The sequence below is a fragment of the Siphonobacter sp. SORGH_AS_1065 genome, from assembly GCF_030818595.1.
Classification (GTDB): domain Bacteria; phylum Bacteroidota; class Bacteroidia; order Cytophagales; family Spirosomataceae; genus Siphonobacter.
On the sequence record NZ_JAUTAM010000004.1, the window covers coordinates 2,447,485 to 2,464,276 of the forward strand.

At 45.4% G+C, this 16,792-nt stretch carries 13 protein-coding genes and 1 pseudogene; 10 read left to right on the top strand and 4 right to left on the bottom strand.

From position 1 onward, the window contains the following. Nucleotides 1–103: 103 nt before the first annotated feature. Complete coding sequence (gene fumC, locus QE390_RS10825; protein ID WP_106635146.1) at nt 104–1,507, top strand: class II fumarate hydratase; 1,404 nt, start codon at nt 104–106, stop codon at nt 1,505–1,507. A 182-nt stretch (nt 1,508–1,689) separates the two neighbouring features. Here fumC and QE390_RS10830 read toward each other — a convergent pair whose 3' ends face one another. Both QE390_RS10830 and QE390_RS10835 read right to left on the bottom strand, forming a co-directional pair. Beyond that, the gene (locus QE390_RS10830; RefSeq protein ID WP_307142140.1) at nt 1,690–2,025 is read right to left on the bottom strand and encodes a hypothetical protein; all 336 of its coding nucleotides are present in this window, start codon (nt 2,023–2,025) and stop codon (nt 1,690–1,692) included. After that, a complete protein-coding gene (locus tag QE390_RS10835) occupies nt 1,976–2,443 on the bottom strand; it encodes a DeoR/GlpR family DNA-binding transcription regulator (RefSeq protein ID WP_307142141.1) in 468 nt (155 codons plus the stop codon). The genes QE390_RS10830 and QE390_RS10835 overlap by 50 nt, the downstream gene beginning before the upstream one ends. A 113-nt stretch (nt 2,444–2,556) precedes the next feature. Between QE390_RS10835 and nudK the strand changes: the two genes are divergently transcribed. Continuing rightward, nucleotides 2,557–3,135, top strand: a complete 579-nt coding sequence (nudK, locus tag QE390_RS10840; protein ID WP_307142142.1) for a GDP-mannose pyrophosphatase NudK — start codon at nt 2,557–2,559, stop codon at nt 3,133–3,135. 26 nt (nt 3,136–3,161) lie between these two features. Here nudK and QE390_RS10845 read toward each other — a convergent pair whose 3' ends face one another. Both QE390_RS10845 and QE390_RS10850 read right to left on the bottom strand, forming a co-directional pair. Further along, entirely contained in the window at nt 3,162–3,917 is a 756-nt protein-coding gene (locus QE390_RS10845) for an MBL fold metallo-hydrolase (protein WP_307142143.1), read from the bottom strand. 10 nt (nt 3,918–3,927) lie between these two features. Beyond that, the gene (locus QE390_RS10850) at nt 3,928–5,121 is read right to left on the bottom strand and encodes a hypothetical protein (protein WP_307142144.1); all 1,194 of its coding nucleotides are present in this window, start codon (nt 5,119–5,121) and stop codon (nt 3,928–3,930) included. 476 nt (nt 5,122–5,597) lie between these two features. Here QE390_RS10850 and QE390_RS10855 point away from each other — a divergent pair, with 476 nt between their 5' ends. The 8 genes and pseudogenes from QE390_RS10855 to QE390_RS10890 all read left to right on the top strand — a co-directional run bounded on the left by QE390_RS10855 (nt 5,598) and on the right by QE390_RS10890 (nt 16,742). Further along, nucleotides 5,598–6,680 carry an acyltransferase gene (locus QE390_RS10855; protein ID WP_307143545.1) on the top strand — a complete coding sequence of 361 codons (1,083 nt, stop codon included), beginning with the start codon at nt 5,598–5,600 and terminating at the stop codon, nt 6,678–6,680. A gap of 412 nt (nt 6,681–7,092) precedes the next feature. Beyond that, the gene (locus tag QE390_RS10860; RefSeq protein ID WP_106635151.1) at nt 7,093–7,998 is read left to right on the top strand and encodes a DUF808 domain-containing protein; all 906 of its coding nucleotides are present in this window, start codon (nt 7,093–7,095) and stop codon (nt 7,996–7,998) included. 329 nt (nt 7,999–8,327) lie between these two features. Beyond that, on the top strand, nt 8,328–9,437 hold the full coding sequence (locus QE390_RS10865) for a glycoside hydrolase family 18 protein (protein ID WP_307142145.1): 1,110 nt from the start codon (nt 8,328–8,330) through the stop codon (nt 9,435–9,437). Nucleotides 9,438–9,555: 118 nt separating this feature from the next. Beyond that, nucleotides 9,556–11,644 (top strand): annotated as a pseudogene (locus QE390_RS10870) (M3 family metallopeptidase). An 847-nt stretch (nt 11,645–12,491) separates the two neighbouring features. After that, on the top strand, nt 12,492–13,538 hold the full coding sequence (locus tag QE390_RS10875) for a bile acid:sodium symporter family protein (protein ID WP_307142146.1): 1,047 nt from the start codon (nt 12,492–12,494) through the stop codon (nt 13,536–13,538). Nucleotides 13,539–13,581: 43 nt separating this feature from the next. After that, entirely contained in the window at nt 13,582–14,694 is a 1,113-nt protein-coding gene (locus QE390_RS10880; protein ID WP_307142147.1) for an MBL fold metallo-hydrolase, read from the top strand. A gap of 407 nt (nt 14,695–15,101) precedes the next feature. Beyond that, a complete protein-coding gene (gene nusB, locus QE390_RS10885; protein WP_307142148.1) occupies nt 15,102–16,253 on the top strand; it encodes a transcription antitermination factor NusB in 1,152 nt (383 codons plus the stop codon). A gap of 192 nt (nt 16,254–16,445) precedes the next feature. Next, nucleotides 16,446–16,742: a YtxH domain-containing protein gene (locus tag QE390_RS10890; protein WP_106635159.1), complete on the top strand. Its 297-nt coding sequence runs from the start codon at nt 16,446–16,448 to the stop codon at nt 16,740–16,742. The last annotated feature ends 50 nt before the right edge of the window (nt 16,743–16,792 follow it).

Sequence of the window (16,792 nt, forward strand, 5' to 3'; positions counted from 1 at the left end):
CATCGAGCGTTCCGTTCGCTTGGTAGCTTTGCGGCAAAAATCAGGCCCGATCTGGTTGCATACCCGAATGGGCCTGAAACGCTGAACTGTTAACAGACAAATCATGGAATACCGTATTGAGAAAGACACCATGGGCGAAGTGCAAGTGCCCGCTCATGTGTACTGGGGAGCTCAAACCCAACGTTCAATCCTGAACTTTCCCATTGCTCAGGATATCAATAAAATGCCAAAAGAAATCATTGCGGCATTTGCTTACCTGAAAAAAGCGGCGGCTATTACTAACTTCGAATTGGGCGTTCTGGCTGAAGATAAGAAAAATCTGATTGCTCAGGTTTGTGACGAAATTCTGGATCGTAAACTCGACGATCAGTTCCCACTGGTGGTTTGGCAAACGGGTTCAGGTACGCAGTCCAACATGAACGTGAACGAGGTAGTAGCTTACCGTGCTCACGTGATTAACGGGGGTGATCTGGGAGACAAACAGAAATTCGTTCACCCAAATGATGACGTGAACAAGTCACAATCATCGAATGATACTTTCCCAACGGCCATGCACATTGCGGCCTACAAAATCCTGATCGAAATCACGATTCCCGGTATCGAAAAACTGCGGGATACGTTACAGGCGAAAGCAGAAGCGTTCAAAAACGTAGTGAAGATTGGTCGTACGCACTTCATGGATGCTACTCCTCTGACGCTCGGTCAGGAGTTTTCAGGGTATGTTTCTCAACTGAACCACGGCCTGAAAGCCATCAAAAATACGCTGGAGCATTTATCGGAACTGGCATTAGGTGGAACGGCAGTAGGAACGGGTATCAATACCCCAGAAGGTTACTCGGAGCTGGTAGCGAAGCACATCGCTGACCTGACGGGCTTACCTTTTGTAACGGCTGAAAACAAATTTGAAGCACTGGCGGCTCACGATGCTATTGTGGAAGCTCACGGAGCGTTGAAAACCGTAGCGGTTAGTCTGATGAAAATCGGTAATGATATTCGAATGTTATCGTCTGGCCCACGGGCGGGTATCGGTGAAATCTTCATTCCTGATAACGAACCCGGCAGCTCGATTATGCCCGGTAAGGTAAACCCTACTCAGTGCGAAGCGATGACGATGGTAGCCGCTCAGGTTTTAGGTAATGACGTGGCCATTAACATTGGTGGCTCGAATGGTCACTTTGAACTGAACGTGTTCAAGCCCGTTATGATCTACAACTTCCTGCATTCGGCTCGTCTGATTGGTGACGTTTGCGTGGCCTTCAACGACAAATGTGCGGTAGGGATCGAGCCTCTGACGGAAAATATCAGAAAGCACGTGAACAACTCCCTGATGCTGGTCACGGCTTTGAATACGAAAATTGGTTATTACAAAGCTGCCGAAATCGCTCAGACCGCTCACAAAAACGGCTCTACGCTGAAAGAAACGGCCATTGCTTTAGGTTACCTGACTTCTGAAGAATTCGACGAGTGGGTGAAACCAGAGAATATGGTTGGAAAGATCGAAATCTAGTTTTCCAACGAATCAGGAAAGCGTCGGACGGAAAGTCTGACGCTTTTTTTATATCCTTATCGTAGAGACGTGATGGAGTCGCGTCTGGCTTCCCCGCCATGCCTAGTGTCTCACCAACCATGGTGCAGACTAGTAATAAAAAAAGCCTCTCCCCAGACGCTATGAAGCCGTGTCTCTACGGGTTAGGCTTCAATCCAGTGGCAACCCGCTTCCTGATATTGTTGGATCAGTTTCTGATCCAGCCCGGCATTGGTAATGATGTGGTGAATAGCCGTGAGTGGAGCAAATTTCAGGTAACTATCATTCTCAAATTTTCCAGAATCAGCTAGTAGAAAACGCTTTTTCGCATGGGTCAGTAGAGCGTTGGTAAAGGACGCTTCCGTTTCGCTGCGGGCCGTTAACCCGTTTTTTAGCGAAATACCATCTACGCCCACAAACGCCTTCGTCGCGTGATACCGGGCAACGTGTTCAAGAGCAACGGATCCATGTACGGCTTGACGATTTAAGATCCAGTTCACCGCCGATGAGATTAATAGACAGATGAGGAGCTTCCCGCAGCTCCCAAATCAGAGGCAATGAATTCGTAATGATTTTAAGGTTTCGGAAGGCTTTCAAATGCGGAGCCATGGCTAGCACGGTGCTCCCACAGTCCAGAAAAAGTACGTCATTTTCTTCTACTAATGAAGCCGCCCGCTGTCCAATCTGCCTCTTGGCCTGCGTCTGAAGGGAGGCTTTTTGTACGAAAGGAATAAAGGGAAGCTCATTACGCATCGCTCCGCCGTGGGTGCGAATTAGTTTGCCTTGTTCCGCCAAGGTATTCAAATCCCGGCGAATGGTTATTTCGGAGGTTTCCAACTGCTCGGCTAGAAAGCTTACGCTTCGCTCGTCACCGTCAGCCAAAAACGCCAGAATTTGTCTATGTCTGGTAATGCTCATTTTTGATTATGATTGATCATTTATTGTTATTTTTGATTGTTAATATTTTATTTTGATCAAAAATGATCGAATATTGTAAATGAATAATAATCAACTAACAAAAATGAACATTTATGAATACGGTTCAAATCGTAAGCACAGAAGTACTTTCGGATCATTGGTATACGCTTCGCAAAGTTACTTTCGATTATATCAGGAAAGATGGGTCGAGTCAGCGACAGTCGCGAGAATGCTATGACCGAGGAAACGGGGCGGTCATTCTGCTTTACAATGGAGAAAAAAATACAGTAATTCTAACCCGGCAATTTCGTATGCCGACGTACGTCAATGGGAATAAGGATGGCATGCTGATTGAAGCCTGTGCCGGATTACTGGACGCTGATAGCCCTGAAGATTGCATTCGACGGGAAACCGAGGAAGAAACAGGGTATCGCATTACTAAACCCGAACGAGTATTTGAGCTGTACATGAGCCCGGGGTCAGTTACCGAAATTCTGTATTTTTTTATCGCCGAATATCAGGAAGCCCACAAAATGAATGAAGGAGGTGGAGTGGAGGCAGAGGAAGACATTCAGGTGTTGGAACTTTCTTTCCCTCAAGCTTTGAAGATGATTGATACGGGTGAGATCAAAGACGCCAAAACCGTTTTGTTACTTCAGCATTTGCAGTTGAAAGATCGGATGAAAGCGTAATCAAGGTTACTGCCAAAGGAGGCCTTTTACTTTTTCATTAAATCCGGGTAGGAAACTATGGGTTTGCTCAAGGCGTGACAAAGCAGGAAAATCCAGTCCTGACCCTGTTCAGCATATTCTTTCCGAAAGGCCCTGGCTCGTTTACCGTCATAATCGTTTTTATAGGCGAAATTTTGCTGGATGTAACTTTTCTGGGGTAATACATCCGCTCCGTAAAAATACCTTTTTCCATCATGGGTGATGGTCAACGTCTGGTGGTAAGGCGTATGCCCGCCCGTAACCTGAAAGGAAATATCTGGAGTTAATGCCCCTTCCTCTTCATTCAGAAAATGAACATTGGGATGTAGAGCTAAAGCCTGAAGCGTAGCGGGATGATACGAGGGGTTATCCTTTTGAGCCAGGGCAAAGGTTAACTCCCGTTCCTGAACGTAATAAATGGCATTAGGAAAGTTAAACTGAAACGTCCCGTTTGCCTGAATGGTGCCCACGCCGCCCGTATGATCTTTATGCAAATGGGATAGAAATACTTTCGTTACCTGAGTGGGCTCAAGTCCTTCCCGGCGAAGGGAACGATACAATTGAAGTTCATGGCCTTCACTCAACCCCAAACCTGTATCCAGTAGTATGACCTCTTCCGAAGTAACGACCAAAAACGGATGTACCGATAACAGCGTGGTTCCGGCGGGGTGATGTTCTGGAACGTACGTATCTAGCTCGACGGGCGTAAATACTTTACTAAAATCAACGGAAAACGGACCTTCAGATAAAGCAGTGATTTTCATACATTCAAGGTTAATGCGAGAGCCGTGGCGTCATTTGCTGTTTGATGGCAACGGTAACGCCGATATTTAAAAAGGCTAAAGCAGCTAAAACGGCCAGTAAAGTTAGAGGCCCTCCGTGTTGCACAAGATAACCTCCAAGTAAGGGCGTAAGGGCCTGGGCAATGAGAGCCGGACGAGCCAGTCGACCCAGTACAACCGCAAAGGATTCCGGGCCAAATAGCTCCAGCGGTAAGGTTCCCCTCAGAATGGAGCGAATACCATTTCCTAAACTATATAAAACCACGCCAATCGTCGCCAGACTCACGTCCAAACCTAACAGTAGTAATCCGACTAAAACCAGAATGGATGAAATCAGGGCACTCCAGATTGGATGTTTTTTGGGACCCATCAAATCCAGCAATCGTACGCCAACCTGACAGGGACCGATCAAGGCCCCTAACTGAATGGCTGCCTTAAGGGTTAATCCTTTGGCCTGTAAAATGGATAGAAGTTGAACGGAAATGGCCGTCATGAGTACTGCCGCAATCATGAAGTTAATGACCACCCACCGAAACATAAGCTGGTTTTCAGTCGATAAACCTGAAGACGAAGCGTGATGCTGAGTCTGAATGGTTTGAGGGATGGTTTGCCCTCTGCAACCCCAATGATACAAAATTGGGAGAATGGTACTCAGAAAGACGGCATAACCTGTACAAGTGTGTCGCCAGCCGAACTGTTCAATTAACCAGGCTAGGCTTGGCCAGGTAATAGTCGTCGCAAAACCAGAAATAAGGGTAATATGGGTGATGATTTTTTTCGCTTCCAGTCCATGCTGTTGTCCTAACGTTGCAAAAAGGGCATCGTATAAACCCATCGACATACCCACACCAATCAGACACCAGCCTAGTATGAACAAGGGTAAGACCGGAGCCAAACCAACCACAACTAACCCTGCTCCAATGACCCAGCCGCTATGCATCAAAATAGCTTTGCCACGTTGACGGGCAATTTGTCGACCCACGCTTGGGGCTAATAGTCCCGATATAAAGATGCTTAACGAAAGAGAGCCGTATACCCAGGAAGAAGGCCAGCCTGTTTCTTTGGTAACGGGTCCGATGAGGACGGCCATCAGGAAAAAAGAACCGCCCCAGGCAAAAATCTGGGATAGTCCCAGTAACAAACTACGCAGCCACGAGGGCGTATAAGGTATTTCAGAATCAGTCATCGTTCCAGTCACACATTGCGGCTACAAAGTTCGTGAAGTCTAGTTTATTTGTGAAAGACTATTTTTTATAATAATTATTGAATGTTTTGTGTCTCATAATCAAAGAGTTATGGAATGATTTATGGCAATTTATTTTCTGCTATCCATTTCAACTATATACTCAGGATTTGCTTCGCTTAAACGGAGTTAAGGGGACACAATGCATATGCTGAACAGATCATTCTTTTTCAAGGAAAGGCCAGCAAATCATTCTTGGCAAATTGGAGATGAACGGATATAGCAAATGACCTTTTAGAAGAATTTTGAAATAAGTGCTATACTCCAGAAAGGAGAAATAAATTATAGACGATTACTGGAAGAAATTTATTGAATAATGTTACTTTTTAATTATCAATAATTCAAACATAAAAATCGAAGAAATAGAAATCAGATTTTTAGTTTAATTTCGCTTTTCGCGAACTAAAAGTATTTCAGTCATAGAAAATTCTAGAAAAAATAATTTTGACTTTCTTCGCTTAGTCTTTGCTGCGGGCGTAATTATTACTCACGCGTATCCACTGACAGCGTCTCAGGAATGCGACTGGCTTTGCAAGATGTCTCACGGGCAATATTCCTTTTCCTGGATTGCCGTAAGAGGATTTTTTGTCATTAGCGGTTATCTGATTTTTCAAAGTCTACAGAGATCCCGAAACCTGCTGGATTTCTACTGGAAGCGTGTTTTGCGGCTTTATCCCGCCTTGATCGTAGTGCTTACACTGACAATTGCATTAGGGCCACTCGTCTACAAGGGTGAGATACCTTACTGGAAGAATGAGGCCGTGAAAACTTATTTTACAAATAATCTGGGCCTTTATCGGATTCAATACGCGATTCCAGGTATCTTCGAACACAACCCTCACCCATTCGCTATTAACGGTTCTTTATGGACAATTGCGTTTGAGTTTACGATGTACATCGCCGTATCTGCATTCTTTTTTATTAAAAATAAACGGAACCTTCTTATTCCAATTCTGGCAGTTATCTACCTGATTTTAGCTAAACTTGATACCGTAAATTTTGAAGAAATTCAGAAATGGAATTACCCAATTCTTGACTGGTATTTAATTGAATTAGGCGTTTATTTCGCCGCTGGATCGTTACTGGCCGTATTAGGATTGGAACGATTACCCATTGCTTATCTAGCTGGAATTCTTCTCGTTTCGTTGAGTGTATTTATTTACATGACAAGCCGTCCGGGCTTTTTGTATGCGAGCGTTAGTATGCTACCACTCATCGTCTTATGTGCCAGTTTAATCCCGGTAAAGGGAGTTAGTACCATTACTAAATACATAGGCGACCTTTCGTACGGACTCTATATTTACGGTTTCCCGGTACAGCAGACACTCGTTTACTTCTTCAAACCCGGTGCTAATACCTTGATTATCTCAAGCCTTCTGGTATCAGCAGTGTTTGCCTATTTATCCTGGCATTGGATTGAGAAACCAGCCTTGAAGCTTAAAAACCTCAGTAAGTTTATAGGTAAAAAGAAACCCATCGCTGAGCAAACGTCGCTTCATTAGCTCAGCGATGTATGATTACATTCTATCGGATTGTAAATCTTTAAGTTGAATTCTATTTTGCATCCGAGTATGAGCTATGCCTTATTCGTTTTTATTGATTACTGATTTCTTGAATCGCAATCATTCCTACAGATAGATGATACGATCCATTTATTTTGTTTTCCTGGACGGATTAACGGGGTTTTCTATGACCGACGTAGAAAGAACGTTAGGAGAGCGAAATGGATGGCTGGAAACAGCAAAACCCAAATCTCATCGTTAAAAGAACCAGTTTAGTCCAGTCCTGTTACCATCCATCTAGTAAAGTTCATTGATTGCTCAGGGGAACTTGTATCTTCGTCCCCGTTCTCACTCATACAGGTGGAACAATCATTTTCAACACAATATATTTTACCAAAACAAACAACAAACAATGGCTTCGGGCCTTTTAGCTCTTTTAGATGACGTGGCAGCTCTGGTGAAAGCCAGTGCGGCAAGTTTGGACGACGTTCCTACTCAGGTTGCCAAAACTACCAGTAAAGTTTCGGGCGTAGTGATCGACGATACCGCTGTAACTCCTAAGTACGTGGTTGGTCTAGACCCTTCGCGTGAGCTTGCGATCATCTTCAAGATTGCCAAGAAATCGCTGATTAATAAAGTTTTCCTGTTGACGCCCGTCGTGTTACTACTGGGCTTCTACGTTTCCTGGGTTATTCCTTACATTTTGATGGTGGGGGGAGCGTACCTGTGTTTCGAAGGGTACGAAAAAGTACACTCGATGTTCAGCAAACACGAAGGTCACGACGAGTCGGATGAGGATATTAAAGCTATAACTCCAGAAGAACTGGAGAAAGTCCGTGTAGACAGTGCCGTTCGCACGGACCTGATTCTGTCGGCTGAAATTATGGTGATTACCTTTGGTACGGTGACGGGTCAGCCGCTGTTTAACCAGATCATTGTCATGTTAATCGTGGCGGTGGTGATCACCGTAGGTGTGTACGGTGCGGTAGGGGTGATCGTGAAAATGGATGACGTGGGGGTTAACCTTGCCGGCCCGAATCGTCCGGCTTCCATTCAGAAATTTGGTCGTGGACTGGTGAAAGCCATGCCTAAGTTATTAACGGCTCTGGGTTACATCGGTACTGTAGCCATGCTTTGGGTAGGGGCTGAGATCATCGTACACGGTGTTCCGTTCCTGCACCATGCTCTGGAACATTTCGAACATGCCATTCCCGGAGCTGCTTTGGCCTGGATTGCCAAAGCTCTGGTTTGTGCCGTTGGTGGGGTAATCCTGGGTTTTGTTATCGATAAAATCCTGAGCATTTTTCGGAAGAAATAATCCGTTCAAGGAATAGGTATGCGGCGGCTGGTGTCCTCACCAGCCGCTTTTTGTTTGTCAAACGCGACTTCATCGCGTCTAGCCAGAGGATGATATTCAGTTGAATGGTAACCAAACTCGTCTCTGAATCAAACGTATACTCGTCAACAAATCAAAAAGTCGCCTCTGCTCCAGATGCGATGAAGTCGCGTTTCTACTAAAAATGGTGTTAAACAATGATTTATAAAAAAAATTAATAACTCGGACTTCCAGTCGTCAGGGATTTGTATTTTTAGTTTTTGATTGACATTTCATACTTAACAACTATGCCTAAAAAACTAATAGTCAGCATGCTGATCGCATGCCTGAGTCTGACTACTTTCGCTCAAAGTAGAAAATATGTAGTCATTGGTTATGTAACCGGAGGCGGCTGGACGAAAGAAGGCCTCGAAGCTGATGCCAAGCGAATGACCCATATTAACTTCGCTTTTGCCGTTCCTAACGAGCAGGGAGTGTTGGCTCCTTTAGACAAGCAATCCATCAAAACCCTCGCCACGCTAACGGGATTGAAGAAGATAAATAAAGACCTGAAAATCCTGATTTCGATTGGTGGTTGGGGTGGTTGTAAATACTTTTCAGATGTATCCCTGAATGAAGTAGCTCGCCAGAAATTCGCCAAGAGTTGTCTGGACCTATTAAATACGCATCACCTGGATGGCGTGGATATTGACTGGGAATACCCTGATCAGATTGGAGCAGGTAACATTTTCCGACCCGAAGACAAGCAGAATTATACCTTATTACTGAAAACCCTACGCGAGCAACTGGATGAGCAGGGTAAAAAGGATAAGCGACTAAACGCAAATCATTACCTGTTGACTTCAGCCACGGGTGGCGACACGGCTTTTGTCAATCACACTGAACTGGGTAATGCCGCCAAATATCTCGATTACGTAAATATCATGACGTATGATTTGTATCACGGTAATGACGTTGTAACGGGCCATCACAGTCCTTTGTATCAATCCAAATCAAGCGATCGTTCGCGGAACAGTTCGGATGATGCCGTGAAAGGGCACGTGCAAGCGGGGGTTCCAATCAACAAAATTGTGATGGGCGTTCCGTTTTATGGTCGTGGCTGGACGAACGTGAATCCGGCTAATCAGGGATTGTTTCAGAAGACGGAAAATACCAAGCATTCCTTCATCAGTTACACTGAGCTGATGGATAAATACATCAATAAAAACGGCTGGAAAAGGTACTGGGACGATGCCGCCAAGGTGCCTTACCTCTGGAATGAAAAAGAGAAATCCTTCCTGTCGTATGCTGATGAAGAGTCGCTCAAGTACAAAACAAAATACATCAAAGATCAGGGCATGGCGGGAATTATGTTCTGGGAGTATAACCACGATTTGCCCGCCCGCACGCTGATGACCAGCATTGAAAAAGGATTGAAGTAACCCATTAGACCCCGGGACTGCCCCCGGGGTCTTTTTTTGCCAGAGCCAACTTTCAAGTGTACCTTGCTTCTTTTTTCAGCATCAACAAAGCTTACGAATGAAACTCCTGTTACCGCTAATGGTCACTGCATCGCTGGCTTTTGGGCAGCCTCGTCCCGCCACAGACAATCCCTTTTTAGCTACCTATACGACTCCGTTTGGAGTACCACCGTTTGACAAAATTCGGACGGAGCATTTTGAACCTGCTTTTGAAGAAGGTATGCGTCAGCAGACCGGCCAGATTCAGAATATGCTGCGTCGTCGGGATATGCCAACGTTTGAAAATACGATTGTCGTTCTGGATAACAGCGGCGATATTCTGGATCGGGTTAGTACCGTTTTCTATAACCTGAACTCGGCTAATACGAGTGATGAAATCCAGAAAATTGCTCAGAAACTGGCTCCCAAATTATCGAAACACCACGACGATATTCAGCTTAATGCTGACTTATTCAAACGCGTCAAAGCCATTTACGACAAACGTCAGTCTCTGAAACTGACCACTGAGCAACTGACTTTACTTGAAAAAACGTATAAGAATTTCGTCAGAAGCGGAGCTGCTTTATCTCCCGAAAAACAGGCTCGTTTGCGGGAGATTAATCAGGAACAATCGCTTTTAACGCTCAAATACGGTCAGAATCTATTGGGCGAAAACAACGCTTTTGCACTGGTCATCGACAAAGAATCTGATTTAAGCGGATTACCAGCCTCACTAGTTGCCTCCGCAGCTGAGGAAGCTAAAAAGCGTATGCTGGCGGGTAAATGGGTCTTTACGCTGCAAAATCCTAGCGTGATGCCTTTCCTACAATACGCTGATAACCGGGAACTTCGTGAGAAAATCTTCAAGGCTTATATCGAACGGGCCAATCATGATGATGCTCGCGATAACAAAGAGAACATCAAGAAAATCGTAGCTCTGCGGGCGGAACGGGCAAAGCTACTGGGTTACGAAAACCACGCGGCTTATGTGCTGGAAGAAAGCATGGCGAAAACGCCCGCGAAGGTAAATGAGCTGCTGAGTCAGTTATGGTCGGCTACGGTTCCGGTAACGAAGAAAGAAGCCGCTGATTTGCAGGCTATGATGGACAAAGAAGGTAAAAACGAAAAACTCGCGGGCTGGGACTGGCGGTATTACGCCGAGAAACTCCGCAAGGAAAAGTATAACCTCGACGAAGAAGAACTGCGGCCTTACTTCTCACTGGAAAATGTGAAGCAGGGCATTTTTACGCTTTCAGAACGCTTGTACGGACTGAAATTTGAGGCTCGCCCTGAGATTCCGGTGTATCATCCCGAAGCGATGGCGTATGAAGTAAAAGAAGCCAACGGCAAACACGTGGGCATTATTTACATGGATTTCTTCCCACGGGCCAGCAAACGTGGCGGTGCCTGGATGACGAGTTACCGCAAGCAAGAAGTGAAAAACGGTAAGTTTATCGCTCCTGTCGTTTCCATTGTTTGTAACTTTTCGAAGCCCGTAGGTAATGCACCAGCTTTACTGAGTATGGACGAAACGACCACGTTCTTCCACGAGTTATGGGCATGCGTTGCACGGCTTACTTTCGAATGTGAATTACGGTAGTTTGTCTGGAACATCGGTTCCCCGTGACTTTGTGGAGTTACCTTCTCAAATCATGGAAAACTGGGCGACGGAACCCGAAATGCTAAAACTCTACGCAAAACATTACCAAACGGGTGAAGTCATTCCAGAAGCTCTGGTAGAAAAATTGAAAAAAAGTGGATTGTTCAATCAGGGCTTCCTGACGTCCGAATACCTGGCAGCTTCAATTCTGGATATGGCGTACCACACGCTGGCTCCTGGTCAGACGCCTAGTGATGTTTTGACGTTTGAGAAAGAGACCATGAATAAAATCGGCCTGATCGAGCAGATTCCTCCCCGTTACCGTAGCACGTATTTTCAGCACTCCTTCTCTGGTGGGTATTCGGCTGGTTATTACAGCTATATCTGGTCGGCGGTGCTGGATGCGGATGCCTTTGAAGTGTTCAAACAAAAAGGATTATTCGATAAAAAATCGGCGGAATCGTTCCGTAAAAATGTCCTCGAACGTGGGGGTACTGACGAACCCATGAAGCTCTACAAAAACTTCCGTGGAGCCGAACCTGACATCAAACCGCTGTTGCGTCGTCGGGGTTTATTAACGGAAATGTAAGCGACGGTCTGAAAGGACATTTTAAATAAAATCTACCGCAGTCGCTCGGCTCTGGCCGAGTGACCACTTAGCTGTAGGCCTCCGGCCGGTAGAATGCGAAGGAGTAGCTAGTAACAAGACTTCTGTATCCATTCCAAAACAGGCTTGTACACATCGGACAGAGGCCTGTCCAACTACAGCGTTATTCGGCTAGAGCTGAGACTGCGGGGTTGGGTATCAGCAATTGGATGTTAGACGAATGATGCCAGCGAAAAAGCTGGCATCGGTTGGGCTGAAGTCTATGGATTTGTCCCTTGCATTTTCTTGCAGTCACTCGGCTAAAGCCGAGCGACTGTGACCAGCGGTCTAATAAAACGATCACAATCTTCCACTGTCATTCAGAGCGAAGAACCTTACGGTAGGATTGGATAAGACTTTCTCATTGGAAATTAATCAGCCTCTCGTTGAATCCGTCCCATGCCTTCAGAAGGTCTCTCACTTCGTTCGAGATGACAGATGGGAGAGTTAGTTTATACTCCAAGCTGTCTCTAGAGAGAAGGGGCATACAGAAGGGCTCTCATTTCATTCTAGATGACAGGTGGGAGCCTCAAGCTGTCTCCAGAGAGAAGGGGCTTGGCTCGCCTCGCCGATTCTCCATCGGTGAAGGGTTCAGCAGGGATAATTTTGTAGTAGAGACTGACTCAAAAGCAGGATGTGTTTCAGCATCCTGCTTTTTATTTTTCAGATTTATGGCCAAGAAATTGTTACCTACCCACGTAATTGGCGTCTGATTATGAAAGGTCTGATGGATCGGTACGATCTTATTTGAAAATACCGATGCGAAAAGTATCCCACTAACTGCTTTATTATGTCTACTCTATCTTCATCCTCCCGTTCATTTAATCCATTGAAAATCCTCAGTAAGATTGGCCTCGATGGCTTTATTCTGGCTTTACTGGGCATGATTGGCCTGGCGTATCTCTGGCCCGAAGGCGGACTGGGGGAAGGACCCTTTTCATTGTCTACACTGGCTAATTACGGCGTTTCGTTGATTTTCTTTTTTTACGGCCTGCGTCTGAGTAAGGAGAAACTCAAGGCGGGGCTGACCAACTGGCGGTTACACATCGTCGTTCATGTGAGTACGTTCGTCCTTTTTCCAGTGCTGGTATTAATCGCCAAGACTTTGTTCGAAAACGCCGATAATCAAATGGTGTGGATGGGTGTATTTTTCCTATCAACCTTGCCTTCCACGGTTTCGTCTTCGGTTGTGATGGTTTCCATTGCAGAGGGAAACATTCCGGCGGCCATTTTCAATGCGAGTATTTCCAGTATTATGGGCGTATTCATTACGCCCATCTGGATGCAGGTAGTGAATACCTCGGCAGAAGGCGGTGAAAGCCACCTGAGCGACATTATGGGAAAACTGGTCTTGCAGGTGTTATTACCCGTTGTTTTGGGGATTTTGCTGAATAAATACGGCGGAGCCTGGGCCGAAAGCAAGAAGAAGTTTCTTCGTTATTTTGACCAGACGATTATCTTAATTATTGTCTATACGGCTTTTAGTGAATCGTTCGATCAGCACCTGTTCAGTAACCTAAGCTGGGGCGATCTACTGATGCTCGGAGCTGGAATGTTAGCCATGTTCTTTACTGGTTACTTCATTATTACGGGCGTATGTAATTTGCTCGGTTTCAACCGGGAAGATCGGATTACGGCTGTTTTTTGCGGATCTAAAAAATCACTGGTTCATGGGACAGTCATGTCAAAAGTACTCTTTACGAACAGTGCTGCTCTGGGTATTATATTATTACCGTTAATGCTCTATCATGCCCTGCAACTGATCGTCGTTAGCGTTATTGCTCAACGCATGGCGGCGGCTCATCGTTTGCCAGCGGGAACTACTTTAGCGAATTGAGAATTACCTGATTTTGAAAGTATTGGACTTTCGCTTATCCCCCATGAAAAAAGTAAAAAAAGGCATGATTATTCTGCTGAGTATTCTTGTGATTTTAGGTCTGGTAACGGTATTGGTGTTGCAGCTACCCACCTTTGGTGGAACGGCTTCGGGTGCCCGACTGGAGCGAATTCAACACTCTCCGCAATACAAAAACGGCACCTTTGCCTATTCGCTCGAAACGCCGATGATGAACCCGGAATCTTCCTGGTTCAAACTTCTTCAGGCATACCTGAAACCATCGGAAGGTCGAGAGCCGGAACGACCTTTGCCATCCGTAAAAACCAATTTAAAAACTTTAACCGGGGCAGAACCCGTATTGGTCTGGTTTGGTCACTCGTCCTATTTCCTGCGTATCAATGGAAAAAATCTATTGGTCGATCCCGTCTTTAGTGGACGGACTTCGCCTTTTCAGTTTGTTGGGTCAAAGGCTTACCCCTGCACCGAAATGTACGCAGTAGATGATTTTCCGGAGCTGGATGCCATTATCATTTCCCACGATCATTACGATCACCTGGATTACGATACCATTCTGAAACTGGCTTCCCGAACCAAACATTTTCATGTGGCTCTGGGCGTAGGTTCGCACCTGGAACGCTGGGGCGTAAAACCCGAGGCTATTACCGAATACGACTGGTACGAATCCGGTAAAATTTCGGATGATCTGGAGTTAACGGCTACTCCAGGCAGACACTTTTCCGGGCGGGCACTGAAACGCGGGCAAACACTCTGGAATTCTTACGTGTTGAAAACACCAACGCAGAAGATCTTTTTGGGAGGTGACTCGGGATATGGCCCTCACTTTAAAGAAATTGGTGAGAAATATGGCCCTTTCAATCTGGCCCTACTGGAGTGCGGACAGTATAATGCCATGTGGCACCTCATTCATATGATGCCCGAAGAAACGGCTCAGGCGGCGAAAGATTTAAAAACCGAAGTATTAATGCCCGTTCATTGGGGCAAGTTTACGCTGGCCCTGCACCCTTGGAAAGAACCCATTGAGCGGGTAACGAAAAAAGCTCAGGAGCTTCACCAACCCATCACTACACCCCGCATTGGGGAGTTGGTGCACATTGGCGGTAACTATCCCACGGATCATTGGTGGAATGGCTATTAATTCTCTTCGTAGTTAGTTAATGGTTATTCGTTTGTAGTGCTGTCGATTCATCGCTTTTATTTTTCCAGTGTTTCGCGTTGGGAGTATAAAGTTTTAGGTTGCGGTACCCATGTCCCTGATTGTTTTGAGTTAGCATGAAGACGTTGCTCTGGTAACGTCTTTTTTGTGCTTTGCCAAATTTCCTTTTTCAGAAAGGATTTTTGGCGAAAGGAATCTGTATCAGAAAGTTAGCTAAGAAAAATTAGGATTGTGAAATAGCTCTAACCACGGCAAAAGAAGACGCGATAAATCGGTGGCTCTACGCATTGAAAACTGAAAACAGTCTACTGAAAACTCAAAACTCTGCCCTTCATTTCGTACCTTTGCGAACCCAAAATAAGTTCTTTGACTAATCGCTTTTACCGAATATGCTGAATCGGAGGACGTTGCGAATCAAGGCCATGCAAACGCTTTATGCGATCCATCAGGCCGAACGTTCCAACTACCAACTAGCCCAGGATTTCATCGTTGAAACCCTGCAACCCGACCTTAACTCCATGGAACGCCAGGACCCCGAACGCTTTGAAGGCCTTCGGAAGTTAGCCCTGATGCAACTGGAAGAGTCGGTCAATAAGAAAGAAACGGAAGAGGAGCTTCCCTTAATGGCCCGTCAGGTGGCTACGGAAGCTCTGAATTTTTACCGCCAGAAAACGCAGCAGGATCGCTTACGGTTTGTACGTGATGCTACGAATTCCATCGAGCACATCTATGATCAGTATCTGACCATATTGCTCTTATTGCTGGAGTTGGCCGATGAAGCTCAGTTGTTCCAGGAGCGTCGTTACCTTGACGATGGTCTGAACACGAAAGTATTAGCCAATAATCAATTCATTCAGGCCCTTCGCCAGAACACTACTTTCGAAAACGAAGTAATTCGCCGAAACCTGAAGTGGACGGAAGAAGATCGGGTTCAATACATTCGTCCTTTCTTCAAAGACGTACGTCAGGACGAAACCTTCCAGAAGTATTGCGAAAAAAATCAGCACACGCCCGAAGAGGATGCGGAGCTGGTGATGCACTTACTGAAGCAGGTGATTTTCAAGAATGAAATGATTAAAACAATCTTCGACGAGCAAAACCTGCAATGGTCAGAAGATAAAGACATCCTGCGGAGCTTAAGTACGAAAACGGTTAAATCCTACCAGGATGGCGACCTCCGTTTGCAGACTTTACTGCCCGGCGGTGAGGATGATATTACCTTCTTCAAAGATTTACTTCGTCATACCTTAGATAACGAAGAGCGTTTCATGCAGTTTATTGTAGATCAGGTTACGAACTGGGATTCTGAACGGATTGCCCTGACGGACCGTATCCTGCTGATGATGGCTCTGGCTGAAATGATTTACTTCTCAGGTATTCCGGTGAAAGTGACGATCAACGAATTTATTGAGGTAGCCAAAGATTATTCCACTCCCCGAAGCGGCCAGTTTTTGAACGGTGTACTGGATACACTATCAGCAAAACTGCGTGAAAACGGTACGATTCGTAAGAGCGGTCGGGGGCTGATTGACAATCGATAATTGGATTTTGATCAATCTATTTCTAGTTTTCAGGGGCCTTAGGGCTAAATTTAGAAACCTAGTACTGATTATCAGTAAGTAAAAGCCAGTTTGAATGTCCAGGATGTCTGATTTTGTTTCTGTTTTCTAGTTTTAAAAACAAAAACGGAGTGGATTTACTTTTAAAGGCATCCGAATTTTACAGCGAATGTTATGAAAAAATCAACCCTTGCTTTAATTGGCTTTTTAGCCGGAACCGCGGTTGGGGCCTCTATAGGAATTTTATACGCACCCGATTCAGGTGAAAATACACGTGACCGTTTAGCATACCGTCTTTCGAAATACCGTGAGCAGTTACAGCGTCTGATTTCAGATCTGGTTGTTCAGGGCGATTTACCCGAAAGTCTGGCAAAAACGGAAGGTAAAAAAGTAGTAGACGAAGCTCGCGAAAAAGCGGAACGCTTGTTGGCAGATGTCGAAATGCTGATGGGCCAAATCAAAGGAAACTAAGATCATAATTGGGCTTGATATGAGCTTTAAGGTTTGCTTAAAGCTCATAT

What these genes read in the sequence shown, in the direction of transcription:
- QE390_RS10865 (WP_307142145.1), top strand. Translation starts at nt 8,328, where the DNA reads ATGCTGATCGCATGCCTGAGTCTGACTACTTTCGCTCAAAGTAGAAAA.
- QE390_RS10850 (WP_307142144.1), bottom strand. Translation starts at nt 5,121, where the DNA reads ATGACTGATTCTGAAATACCTTATACGCCCTCGTGGCTGCGTAGTTTG.
- QE390_RS10835 (WP_307142141.1), bottom strand. Translation starts at nt 2,443, where the DNA reads ATGAGCATTACCAGACATAGACAAATTCTGGCGTTTTTGGCTGACGGT.
- QE390_RS10860 (WP_106635151.1), top strand. Translation starts at nt 7,093, where the DNA reads ATGGCTTCGGGCCTTTTAGCTCTTTTAGATGACGTGGCAGCTCTGGTG.
- QE390_RS10875 (WP_307142146.1), top strand. Translation starts at nt 12,492, where the DNA reads ATGTCTACTCTATCTTCATCCTCCCGTTCATTTAATCCATTGAAAATC.
- fumC (WP_106635146.1), top strand. Translation starts at nt 104, where the DNA reads ATGGAATACCGTATTGAGAAAGACACCATGGGCGAAGTGCAAGTGCCC.
- QE390_RS10890 (WP_106635159.1), top strand. Translation starts at nt 16,446, where the DNA reads ATGAAAAAATCAACCCTTGCTTTAATTGGCTTTTTAGCCGGAACCGCG.
- nusB (WP_307142148.1), top strand. Translation starts at nt 15,102, where the DNA reads ATGCTGAATCGGAGGACGTTGCGAATCAAGGCCATGCAAACGCTTTAT.
- nudK (WP_307142142.1), top strand. Translation starts at nt 2,557, where the DNA reads ATGAATACGGTTCAAATCGTAAGCACAGAAGTACTTTCGGATCATTGG.
- QE390_RS10845 (WP_307142143.1), bottom strand. Translation starts at nt 3,917, where the DNA reads ATGAAAATCACTGCTTTATCTGAAGGTCCGTTTTCCGTTGATTTTAGT.
- QE390_RS10880 (WP_307142147.1), top strand. Translation starts at nt 13,582, where the DNA reads ATGAAAAAAGTAAAAAAAGGCATGATTATTCTGCTGAGTATTCTTGTG.